This window comes from Winogradskyella ursingii (genome assembly GCF_013403975.1).
GTDB classification, from domain to species: Bacteria; Bacteroidota; Bacteroidia; order Flavobacteriales; family Flavobacteriaceae; genus Winogradskyella; species Winogradskyella ursingii.
Window position 1 is genome coordinate 172,428 of record NZ_JABFDH010000001.1, and the last position, 11,413, is coordinate 183,840.

At 35.4% G+C, this 11,413-nt stretch carries 14 protein-coding genes; 6 read left to right on the top strand and 8 right to left on the bottom strand.

What is annotated here, in order from left to right; translation table 11 throughout:
- Positions 1 to 67 precede the first annotated feature (67 nt).
- The 4 genes from HM983_RS00800 (at position 68) to HM983_RS00815 (ending at position 2,965) form a co-directional block, all read left to right on the top strand.
- Complete coding sequence (locus tag HM983_RS00800; RefSeq protein ID WP_179343337.1) at positions 68 to 1,207, top strand: Mrp/NBP35 family ATP-binding protein; 1,140 nt, start codon at positions 68 to 70, stop codon at positions 1,205 to 1,207.
- On the top strand, positions 1,208 to 1,447 hold the full coding sequence (locus HM983_RS00805) for a NifU family protein (RefSeq protein WP_179343338.1): 240 nt from the start codon (positions 1,208 to 1,210) through the stop codon (positions 1,445 to 1,447).
- Positions 1,448 to 1,513: 66 nt separating this feature from the next.
- Entirely contained in the window at positions 1,514 to 2,575 is a 1,062-nt protein-coding gene (locus HM983_RS00810) for an NAD(P)/FAD-dependent oxidoreductase (protein WP_179343339.1), read from the top strand.
- A 57-nt stretch (positions 2,576 to 2,632) separates the two neighbouring features.
- Positions 2,633 to 2,965: a 2Fe-2S iron-sulfur cluster-binding family protein gene (locus tag HM983_RS00815; protein ID WP_179343340.1), complete on the top strand. Its 333-nt coding sequence runs from the start codon at positions 2,633 to 2,635 to the stop codon at positions 2,963 to 2,965.
- 3 nt (positions 2,966 to 2,968) lie between these two features.
- Here HM983_RS00815 and HM983_RS00820 read toward each other — a convergent pair whose 3' ends face one another.
- The 8 genes from HM983_RS00820 to HM983_RS00855 form a co-directional block, all read right to left on the bottom strand.
- Entirely contained in the window at positions 2,969 to 3,865 is an 897-nt protein-coding gene (locus HM983_RS00820) for a metallophosphoesterase family protein (RefSeq protein ID WP_179343341.1), read from the bottom strand.
- A 29-nt stretch (positions 3,866 to 3,894) separates the two neighbouring features.
- The gene (locus HM983_RS00825; protein WP_179343342.1) at positions 3,895 to 4,608 is read right to left on the bottom strand and encodes an SGNH/GDSL hydrolase family protein; all 714 of its coding nucleotides are present in this window, start codon (positions 4,606 to 4,608) and stop codon (positions 3,895 to 3,897) included.
- Positions 4,598 to 5,386, bottom strand: coding sequence for a DUF3050 domain-containing protein (locus HM983_RS00830; RefSeq protein WP_179343343.1), 789 nt, complete (start codon positions 5,384 to 5,386; stop codon positions 4,598 to 4,600). Before HM983_RS00830 ends, HM983_RS00825 begins: the two co-directional genes overlap by 11 nt.
- Positions 5,387 to 5,473: 87 nt before the next feature.
- The gene (locus HM983_RS00835; protein WP_179343344.1) at positions 5,474 to 6,652 is read right to left on the bottom strand and encodes an acyl-CoA dehydrogenase family protein; all 1,179 of its coding nucleotides are present in this window, start codon (positions 6,650 to 6,652) and stop codon (positions 5,474 to 5,476) included.
- A 150-nt stretch (positions 6,653 to 6,802) separates the two neighbouring features.
- Positions 6,803 to 7,834 (bottom strand): AI-2E family transporter, encoded by a 1,032-nt coding sequence (locus HM983_RS00840; protein ID WP_179343345.1) that lies wholly within the window; start codon positions 7,832 to 7,834, stop codon positions 6,803 to 6,805.
- A 135-nt stretch (positions 7,835 to 7,969) separates the two neighbouring features.
- Entirely contained in the window at positions 7,970 to 8,686 is a 717-nt protein-coding gene (locus HM983_RS00845) for a tRNA1(Val) (adenine(37)-N6)-methyltransferase (RefSeq protein WP_179343346.1), read from the bottom strand.
- Positions 8,687 to 8,770: 84 nt separating this feature from the next.
- Positions 8,771 to 9,298: a ribosome maturation factor RimM gene (gene rimM, locus HM983_RS00850; protein ID WP_179343347.1), complete on the bottom strand. Its 528-nt coding sequence runs from the start codon at positions 9,296 to 9,298 to the stop codon at positions 8,771 to 8,773.
- A 172-nt stretch (positions 9,299 to 9,470) separates the two neighbouring features.
- Positions 9,471 to 9,983 carry a 30S ribosomal protein S16 gene (locus HM983_RS00855; RefSeq protein WP_179343348.1) on the bottom strand — a complete coding sequence of 171 codons (513 nt, stop codon included), beginning with the start codon at positions 9,981 to 9,983 and terminating at the stop codon, positions 9,471 to 9,473.
- Between the two features lie 171 nt (positions 9,984 to 10,154).
- Here HM983_RS00855 and HM983_RS00860 point away from each other — a divergent pair, with 171 nt between their 5' ends.
- Together HM983_RS00860 and HM983_RS00865 are read left to right on the top strand one after the other, a co-directional pair.
- Positions 10,155 to 10,646 carry a DUF6252 family protein gene (locus HM983_RS00860; RefSeq protein ID WP_179343349.1) on the top strand — a complete coding sequence of 164 codons (492 nt, stop codon included), beginning with the start codon at positions 10,155 to 10,157 and terminating at the stop codon, positions 10,644 to 10,646.
- A 173-nt stretch (positions 10,647 to 10,819) separates the two neighbouring features.
- The gene (locus HM983_RS00865; RefSeq protein ID WP_179343350.1) at positions 10,820 to 11,269 is read left to right on the top strand and encodes a ferritin-like domain-containing protein; all 450 of its coding nucleotides are present in this window, start codon (positions 10,820 to 10,822) and stop codon (positions 11,267 to 11,269) included.
- Positions 11,270 to 11,413 lie beyond the last annotated feature (144 nt).

The window sequence follows — 11,413 nt, forward strand, 5'->3', positions numbered from 1 at the left end:
AAAATAACCACTTCATTCTTCAACCTATAATACCTATCTTTGCATTTAGAATAAATCTAGATAAGAAGTGAAGTTGAATAAACAAGATATACTCAATGCACTAAAAACCATTACCGTTCCTGGTGAAGGAGAAAATATGGTTGATAGTGGGGCGGTAACAAACGTAGTTACTTTTGCAGATGAGGTTATCGTGGATATCACGATAAAAAATCCAAGTCTTCAGGCAAAGAAAAAAACTGAAGTAGAAATTTTAAAAACTATTCATGACAAGGTTTATGAAAAGGCTAAAATTAAAGTGAACCTTAAAGTTGATGCTCCTGCCAAGAGCAACAGTAACGAAATAAAAGGAAAGCCAATTCCAGGAATACAGAATATTGTTGCTGTAGCTTCAGGAAAAGGTGGAGTAGGAAAATCTACCGTAACAGCAAACTTAGCCGTTACTCTTTCTAAGATGGGATTCAAAGTTGGTATTTTAGATGCGGACATTTATGGTCCTTCCATACCAATTATGTTTGATGTTCCTAATGAGAGACCTCTATCAGTAAATATCGACGGTAAATCTAAAATGAAACCTGTAGAAAATTACGGTGTTAAAATTTTGTCCATCGGATTTTTTACAAAACCAGATCAAGCCGTAATTTGGAGAGGACCTATGGCTTCAAAAGCACTCAATCAGATGATTTTTGATGCCGCTTGGGGAGAATTGGATTTTCTTTTGTTGGATTTACCTCCAGGAACAGGTGATATTCACTTAAGTATAATGCAAGCATTGCCAATTACTGGAGCTGTAGTCGTGAGTACTCCTCAGAATGTCGCACTAGCAGACGCTAAAAAGGGCGTGGCTATGTTTCAACAAGAAAGTATCAATGTACCAGTGTTGGGCTTGATTGAAAATATGGCATATTTCACTCCATCAGAATTGCCCGAAAATAAATACTATATTTTTGGAAAAGAGGGAGCAAAACATTTATCTCAAGATTTAAACGTACCATTTTTAGGCGAAATTCCATTAGTCCAAAGCATAAGGGAAGCGGGAGATGTTGGAAGGCCAGCAGCAATGCAAACCGCCACACCTATTGAGGAAGCTTTTGAAAGCATAACCCGTAATGTTGTGCAACAAGTTGTCAATAGAAACGAAGCTTTGCCAGCAACAGAGGCAATAAAAATTACAACAATGGCAGGATGTTCTGCCGTGAAAAAGAAATAGATGAGCTCAGAAGAACTAAGATTAAACGTAGAGAAGGCGCTGGACGAAATTCGCCCTTTTTTGCAAAGCGACGGAGGCGACATTGATCTATTATCCATTGAGGAGGGGAAATTTGTAAAAGTTCAACTTGTTGGTGCATGCACTTCTTGCAGCGTCAATCAAATGACCTTAAAATCTGGAGTAGAAATGACCATAAAGAAGTACGCACCACAAATCGAAAAAGTTATCAATGTTGAATAATCAACATGACTTTTGTCACATTTAACCTAAAAATGCATTAGTACTTTTGATTCCAATCTTTATTTCATGATTACAACCGACATACTCATTATAGGCGCTGGCCCAACAGGACTTTTTACTGTTTTTGAAGCTGGGCTTTTAAAATTAAAATGCCATTTAATTGATGCGCTGCCACAACCTGGCGGACAATGTTCTGAGATTTATCCAAAAAAACCTATTTATGATATTCCTGCATATCCAGAAATTTTAGCAGGTGACTTAACTGATAAACTTTTGGAGCAATGCAAACAATTTGAACCTGGTTTTACATTAGGAGAACGTGCTGAGACCATTGAAAAACAAGATGACGAAACGTTTATTGTCACCACAAATAAAGGTACAAAACATCAAGCTCCAGTGGTTGCAATTGCTGGAGGATTGGGTAGCTTTGAGCCAAGAAAACCTCTAATTCATAATATCATAGATTTTGAAGATAAAGGGGTAGAATACATTATCAAAAATCCAGAAATCTACAGAGATAAAAAAGTAGTCATCGCAGGTGGAGGAGATTCCGCATTAGATTGGAGTATATTTTTAAGTGATGTCGCTTCAGAAGTAACATTAATTCATAGACGCAACGAGTTTAGAGGACATTTAGATTCGGTTGAAAAAGTCCAGGAATTAAAAAATTCGGGTAAAATAAATTTAATTACTCCAGCTGAAGTTATAGGTATTGTTGGTGATGAGAAAGTCGATGCTGTGGTAGTAAGCCAAGCACAGCATATCGAAAAGGAATTTGAACTGGAGTGCGATCATTTTATTCCATTATTTGGACTATCGCCAAAATTGGGACCGATAGCAAATTGGGGACTTGAGATTGAAAAGAATGCTATTAAAGTGGATAACTCATTAGACTATCAAACTAATATTCCAGGAATTTTCGCCATTGGGGACGTCAATACCTATCCCGGTAAATTAAAGCTGATTCTATGTGGTTTTCACGAAGCAACGTTAATGTGCCAAGCCGCTTATAAAATTATTCATCCAGATAAACGTTACGTTATGAAATATACTACAGTTTCGGGCGTCAATGGATTTGATGGTACACGTAAGGAAGCTCCAAAGGCGGTTGTAAAAACTATTAATTAGCCCACCTTGCAGGTTTTATAAACCTAGCAGGTCTAGGATAAATTAATTTCATTTTAGATGATTACAGACATCAACATAACAATAATAGATAGAGAAGGTGCAAAACACCAAATCGAGGCGCCAACAGATATGGCAATGAACCTTATGGAAGTTGTTCGGTCTTTTGAGCTCGCTCCTGAAGGTACCATTGGTGTTTGTGGTGGTATGGCAATGTGCGCTTCTTGTCAGTGTTATGTTTTGTCAGACCATAATCTACCAGAAATGCAAGATGATGAGGAAGCAATGCTTTCTGAAGCATTTTATGTTAAAGATAATTCGCGTTTGGGTTGTCAAATACAGATGACTACAGAAATGGAAGGATTGGAAGTTGAGTTGGCGCCAGAATCTTAATAGTTATTCTGTCTTATAATCAATTAGTTTCTGAGGTCCTTCTAGCAAAAAGCGATCAATTTTTAAGGTCCCATCTTCAGTAGTAACGATTTGCCATTTTATAAGTGAAATTGTTCCATTTTCAATTTCAAGCCCAGTAATACTTCTTGGATGCACACAGCTCCCGTCATTGAAAAAAGCAATATCTCTAGGTTCCGGAAAACGAGGTCTGTGCGTGTGGCCTAAAATGGTAATAAGATTGTCATTTTCTATAATCCACCGTTTGGTTCTACGCTCTATTTTAATGAGTTCTTTATAATTTTTTGCAGGACTCGTGGGATCCGCTATACCCATAACGTTTAAAGGTTTCCAAAGAATCCGAACCATAAATCTACTCCATTTCCAAAACAGAAAATTCCACCAATCGGCTTGATGGCCGTGCGTTAAAAATAATTCTTGCTTTGTTTCAGAATGCTTCAAAACAATAGCTTCGTGATATTTTATATCGCAGAAGAGATCTTCGTTTTTACCTGTTTTTCTATCAAAAAAAGTGTAAAGATGCTTTTCTACATAATCTTGGTTTTTATAAACCATATCGTGATTGCCCCAAATCATGTGTAAACGTCCTTCGTCATGAAATAACTTCATGAGCATATACACATTTTTGTGTGCATAAAAAATGGATTCAAAAGATAGGTTTTCCCAAAGTTCATCACCATCTCCGAGTTCGCAATACTGAAACCCTTCATTGTAATAATGCTTTAGGGCATGGAAATAAATATTTCGATTATTCGCAAAATCATCTGCAAAACTATTGTCACCTCGATGGCAATCGCTAAACAATATGAATTTTGACTGGTCATCAAATTGTAATCTCTTGGCATTTTCGTAAGCCTTGTCCAAACGTGATTTTGATGACATGCGGTAGTTTTAAAACTAAAGTAATAAACTTATTCTATTTTTTCCATGGCAATAGGAAGTAGGCGCTCAACAAATTTAGAATACGCCAGTTCCGAAGGATGTAACCCATCAGTTGCTACAAGATCTGTATTATTTAGACCTTCTCTAGTAATATCCGTTATATTAACAAATGTGATATCATTTGCTTCACAATAATTTTTTGCGAAGTCATTGTATGAGTCTATTTCAGCAGAAATATTTTCAGGATTATCTCTATTTTGACCAAAGGGTGTGAAGGCATAATCTGGAATTGATACCACGATTAAATTGCTCTTGTCTTCACCTGCTAAAGAAATGGCGGTATTTACCAATTCTGGAAATTCTTCTTCATAAATCGAGAATGGTTTACCTTGGAACTGATTGTTTACACCAATTAGAAGCGTTACTAAATCGTATCGTGAATTCAAATCTGCCGATTCAATTGCCGATTTTAAATTAGTAGTAGTCCAACCCGTTTGTGCGATAACTTTAAGACCAATAGTTTCACTTTCATCAAAGTTTTCAATTAAACTGTCCTTTAATTGCTCGGGGAATTTACATGTATTACAAACACTTTCTCCAATGGTGTAGCTATCGCCAAGGGAAAGTATATTATAATTGTTATCCTCTGGTGATGCCGTTAGGGAATTACTATCTTCACTATTACAGCTTACGAGCAATAGAAGTAGTAAAATTGCGATATTGAAAAGATTTTTAGGACTCAAGAATTAGTGTATTTTGAGTTAGAGACAATTGTATAGTATCCCATAATTGAATTCGTTTTTCCAAGGCTAGTTGAGAAATATTTTCAACTTCCTTCCATTTATTGCTGTCATTTTCGCAAAGTTCTTCAATCATTTTTATAGCCATTGGGCCGTGCTCATCTTCATCGAGTTCTATGTGCCGTTCAAAATAATAGATCAACTTTTCAATATTGACTTCTGGTAAATTTTGCTGAAAGTTTCTTAGGATTTCAGAGAACATCCCAGGGATTAGATCTTCACGACCAAATGTGAATGCTGCTGCGATTTCATGCGGTTTACCATAAGAGGATACTTCAAAAGTGAAGTTTAAAAAATCTTTAAGCGCTTCGGGTAAGCCACTTGTTTTAATACATGTGAATATGTTTTTGGTAGATGAGAAATGTTCTAAAAATTCTTTGATTTGGTTGGTGTCTGCATCAAGGTCTTGCATAGCATCCAAATACATTTCATAATGACTTTGTCGTTGACCTTCACTATTTATGTCTGTCTCCTCGGCTAAAACAATTTCATTGATTAAATATCTAGTTTCTGGACTTCCAACAGGAATCCATGGCACTTCAGTACAGGTGAGATTGTTTTGTAATGCCTTTAGCAAAGACATAAAATCCCAAACGGCAAATACATGATATTCTAGGAATAATTTTAAATCGTCTAGCGAATTAATTTGGTCATAAAGCGGATGCTCTAACAATTGCTTTTGTAATGGTGCAATTGTTGCTTGTACATTTTCAATTTTCATTTTGCTTTTTTAACAAAGGTAAAAAATAAAAGATGCCTTGGTTTCAAAAAAGTATTTTGAAAATTATAATAGCTGAAATAGAATGTTTTACTTAAAAGCATTCAGTCCTGTAATATCCAATCCTGTAATCAATAAATGGATATCATGTGTACCTTCATAAGTAATCACACTTTCTAAGTTCATAGAATGTCGCATAATACTGTACTCGCCAGTAATACCCATGCCTCCAAGCATTTGTCTTGCTTCCCGAGCAATGTTGATTGCCATATCTACATTGTTTCGTTTTGCCATCGAAATTTGTGCTGAGGTGGCTGTGCCATTTTCACGCATTACACCAAGTCTCCAAGCCAATAATTGTGCTTTGGTGATTTCGGTAATCATCTCAGCTAATTTTTTTTGTTGTAATTGAAATTGACCGATTGGTTTTCCAAATTGCTTACGTTCTTTACTATATCTTAAAGCTGTATCATAACAATCCATGGCAGCACCAATCGCTCCCCAAGCAATACCGAAACGTGCGGAATCCAAACACCCAAGTGGTGCACCTAAGCCAGATTTGTTAGGAAGAAGATTTTCTTTTGGGACTTTGACATTATCAAAAATCAATTCTCCTGTAGCGGATGCTCTAAGTGACCATTTGTTATGTGTTTCTGGAGTCGAAAAACCTTCCATGTCACGTTCTACAATTAAGCCATGTATTCTTCCATCTTCGTCTTTGGCCCATACTACTGCTATTTCACAGAAAGGAGCATTGGAGATCCACATTTTTGCGCCATTTAAAAGATAGTGGTCTCCCATATCTTTAAAATTTGTAGTCATGCCTCCAGGATTTGAGCCATGATCGGGTTCGGTTAAACCAAATGATCCAATCCATTCTCCAGAAGCTAATTTTGGTAAGTATTTTTTGCGTTGTTCTTCATTACCGTATTTCCAAATGGGATACATTACTAAAGACGACTGTACCGAAGCTGTACTTCGAACGCCAGAATCACCACGTTCAATTTCTTGCATTATTAATCCATAGGATATTTGGTCCAATCCAGCTCCACCATATTCCTCTGGGATGTACGGACCAAAAGCACCAATTTCAGCCAATCCACCAATAATAGATTTTGGAAATTCAGCTTTTTGCGCCGCCTCTTCAATAATTGGGGAAACGTCACGTTTTACCCATTCTCTCGCGGCATCGCGCACTAACTTGTGCTCTTCAGTGAGTAATTCATCAAGATTGTAATAGTCTGGTGCTTCGAATAAATCAGGCTTCATATGATTTGTTTTCAATTTGAAAAACAAAAGTAACGAAATCGTTTTCAGTTAACAATTTTATAATCCTTTTCTAGGAGATAGAAAAGTTATTTTGTTGTATAAGATGGATTAAAGTTTATAGGATTTTATTCAATAAAATCAAGATGCAAGTCACTTATCTTTTTTCAATAAATAGGCGTAAGCTTCCATTCCTTTGGTATGTTCAAAAATTACTTTTAAAACTCCAATTAGAGGCAAAGAAATAATGGCGCCAACTATGCCCCATAAAGCCGAAAATAAAATAATTCCAAATACCGTAAAAAATGGATTTAGGTCTATTTCGTCCCCAATAATCCAAGGAGTTAAAACATAATTTTCTATTAATTGGGTGGCTGATACAACTCCAATAACTATTAGTGCAGGTGTTCCGCCAGCATATAAGTACGATAGAATTACCGCAACTCCACCACCAATGAAATTTCCTAAATAGGGAATGATTGAAAAAAGTGCTGCGAATAAGGCGAGAAATAGTGCATAAGGCACAGAGCCAAGCATAAATCCTAAATAATAAATTCCGAAAAGAAACAACATAATTTTTCCTTTACCTACAAAATAACTTTTTGTAATACTGGCTGCGTCCGTTAGTAAAGAATCTGTTGCGGCTTTATTGGAAAAGAGTTTTTTGAAGAAATTGACAAATTGTTGTTTTTGTATCAAAATAAGAATGATATAAACAAAAACAATTAGCGATTGGGATAACAGGCTCATTAGGGACGACAGAAATGCACTGGCAAAGCTTTCGGCTTTCTGGATTAGCTTTTTGTTGTTATCAATATAGTCCTTGTAATCCCAGTTTAGTGTTTGGTTTGCCCATTCTGATAGCGAGTTCAATTTTACTGTCGCTTTTTCCTTAATTATGGGCCAATCGTCTGCCATATTGTTAATCTGCGAACTTAATAGCCAAAAAAGTAGAAAGAAAACAATGAGCATTAATAAAACGGACAAGGATATGGCAAGCCAGTTTGGGAATCCGGATTTCTTAAGCTTTTTTACAGGAATATCAAGTAGAATGGCAATAATGGTAGCAACTAATAATGGCATAATAAGAGTTTTGCCAATGTAAAGCAAAGCTAAAACACCACCTGTTATTAAAAGTGTTTTAATAATTAATTCTGCGGAAATATCTACCTTGGAACTGTTCAAAAATGTAATGTTTATGTTAAATGCTGATCTTATAAAAGTAGTTTAAAATTAAATAGTGGCGAAGTTTGAATTTTAATAAAGACACAATTTTGGCTATAAGGACAAATTTAAGCTGCCATAAGAATGGTTTCAAAATTATTCCATTTTTAAATAAAAGTCTTTTGTAAGATTGATGTAATCTTCTGTATAATGATGACGCTCTGTTTCTATAATTAATTCGGAAATATTAACTGGACTTTCCGAATAGGAGAATTCTATTAAACTTCGTTTTAATTCTGACTTCTCGTTACCTCTAACCCTAAGAATCCGATTTGGAAAAAGGCTAATTAAATTTGCTTCTTCAATAAATTTTTCTTCTTCTTTATGAGGTATTATAATTGAAAACTTACCATTATCTGATAAGAAGTTAATAACAGCAAAAATGATATGCTCCATTGGCATCGCATCACTAAAGCGTGCCAAATCTCTCGCTTTATTGTCTGTTTTATAATCTTCGGAATAAAATGGTGGATTGCAAATTATAAGATCAAATTTTTCATCAACAGCTTCAATATACTCTAATAGTGAGGCATGAAAACAAAATAGTCGATCATTCCAAGGAGAGTTCTCAAAGTTTTCTGCACATTGCTCAAAGGCATCGTCGTCAATTTCTATCGCTTCAATTTGTTCTGCATTACTGCGCTGAGCTATCATCAGGCTTAAAATTCCGGTACCAGCACCAATGTCTAAAACATTATAAGGATTATGCGCAACAGAAGTCCATGCGCCAAGCAGAACCCCATCCGTACCAATTTTCATGGCGCAACGGTCTTGGTTTACAGTGAATTGTTTGAATTGAAAGGGCTTATTCATTTTTTGTCATTCCTGCGAGGCCAGGAATCTATTTTTAATCAATTAATGTATTCTGTGGATTCCTGCTTTAGCGGGAATTATAGTTTATTGAGTGTAAAGCTCAATCAACCCATCAGGCGCCTTGATATGAACGGTTTTTGTCTTTCTATCCACTTTATCAATAAATTCATCGTTCATAGGAATCAGTATTTCTACACCATCCTTGTCGATGATAAAAAGGGCTTGAGCTGTTGAGTCATTAATGGACTTTATTACTCCAACGACACCATGCTTTTTGTCTTTTACAGTGAAACCAATCACTTCGTGAAAGTAAAATTTGTCACCTTCGAGTTTCGGCAAAAACTCTAAAGGTAAATAAAGTTCGGTTTTTAAAAGTGCATCTGCATCTGCTTCGGTATCTACATCCTCAAATTTTAGACGTAGTAAGTCTGATTTATGTAATTGGGAACTTTCAATAAAAAAAGGCACCAAATTCCCTTTCAAATCTATAAATATAGAATCGAGATGATCGTAAAGTTCTGGTTCGTCAGTATCAAGTTTTGCCAACAACTCGCCTTTAAAACTGTACTTTTTTACGATTTTTCCTAAATAAAAACAATCTTCTTTTTTCATGTTAAATTTATGTGTCCTCCTGAATTTGATTCAGGATTTGCTTTAATCAATATATGTTATGAGATCCTTTTCTTCATCCGGATAAGTTCAATTGCGATTTTTTTAAAAATACTAATTCACAAAAAAACCCTGACGATAAACGTCAGGGTTAAAAGTATAAAAATTAATTTTTTTACTCTTCTTCGTTAGAGGCTTTTGCTTCTTCAGTTGCAGCTTCAGCAGTTTCTTCTTCTACAACTGGGGCATTTGCAGCAATACGAGCTTCGTTTACAGCTTTTTCAGCTTCTAGAGCTTTTGCTCTAGCATCTGCATCCGCTTTAGAAAGTCCGTCAGATTTTGCTTCAATTTTAGAAGTTTTTTCTTCTAACCAAGCGTTAAATTTCTTTTCAGCTTCTTCTTCGGTTAACGCTCCTTTTCTAACTCCACCAGCTAAATGGTTCTTTAGCATTGCACCTTTGTAAGATAAAATTGCTTTTGCTGTGTCAGTTGGTTGCGCACCATTTTGTAACCATGTTACCGCTCCGTCAACATCCAATTCGATAGTTGCAGGATTAGTGTTAGGATTGTAAGCACCTAGTTTCTCTAAGTATTTACCATCTCTTTTAGCGCGGGAATCCGCTGCTACGATCCAGTAGTAAGGTTTCCCTTTTTTACCGTGTCTTTGTAATCTGATTTTTACAGGCATAATAATTAATTAGTGAGGTTCTCGACCTCTGTTATTAATGAGGGCGCAAAGATACTATAAAATTTTCATTCTCAACACTTAATCTACATCTTATATACTTCTGAAAATTATTATACTTTTGGCATTTCCGTTTCGTTATATTTGAAACGCTGATTAAACGAGATATTGCAGATGAAAAAAATCTTTCTTTTATTCGTAACAAGCCTTCTATTTTTGAGCTGTGGTGATGAAGTTGAATTCAACTCACCTGCGTTTCAGGGCGATCGACAAAATCTACTTTGGAGAGCCGATGATTTTTCGGCCACTGTAAATAGTAGCGGAGAATTGACTATAACAGGAAGCAACAATATCGAAACTGTTAATCTGCGTATACCACAAGTCATAGAAGGTACTTTTGTCACTGGCGAAACAAATGAAATCGAAGCAGAATACATTGATGCTTTCGGTACTCGTTTTTCTACAAATAATAGACCTGACGAAAGCGTATCCTTATATCCAGAACTCGGTGAAATCATTATCGAAGAAATAGGAGGCACCAATTCTCGATTTACAGGATCATTCAGATTTCTTGCTTTTGATGAGACAGGTCTTAATTCCATAGGCTTTACAAATGGGGTTTTCTTCAAAGTTCCTTTAATTACAAATGGTGTGACGCCAGAATAGCACCGTAAAAGCGCGTTCCAATATTTTATAATTTCTTTTTCTGTTAAAGACCTTTAAGCCTATGTTAAAGATGTTAATTCATTCGAATTTCCTCTACTTAAACATTATATTATATTGATGTCAAACGATAAGCATCGCAAAAGAAATTATTGAAATTAAAATGAACAAGAATTATGAAGTATACAGAAGAAATTTCAAATAAGTTAAACGAATTATTAGTAAAAAATTACGATGCCGAAAAAGGGTATCTTAATGCTATTGATAATGTAGATAGTAAAAGAGTAAAAATGTTCTTTAAAAGAATGGCTTCGGAAAGAAGCGAATTCGCTAAAGAATTGAGAACTGAAATTCTGCAATATGGTGAATTGCCAGAAGATTCAGGAAGTTTTAAAGGCACGATGCATAGAAACTGGATGAATCTGAAATCAACCTTTTCTTCAAATAACGAAGAAGCAATTATTGAAGAAACCATAAAAGGAGAAGAAGCGAGCTTGGAAGTGTATAACGATTTGCTCAAAGAAAGAAATCTTCCGCCAAGTATTGATGCGTTGTTAGTAAAGCACAAAAATGCTATTCAAGCAGCGATTAATACAGAGAAAGTACACGAAGAGTTAGTATCCTAAACTAGCTATATATAATTTTGAAAGACCACGCATATCGCGTGGTTTTTTTATGTTCAAAACTCATGATAACTTCACTTTAAAAAAGTACAAATTCTACGTAATTTTATGGGCTAAATTTTAGTTGCTATTCTGTCATTTCGAGCG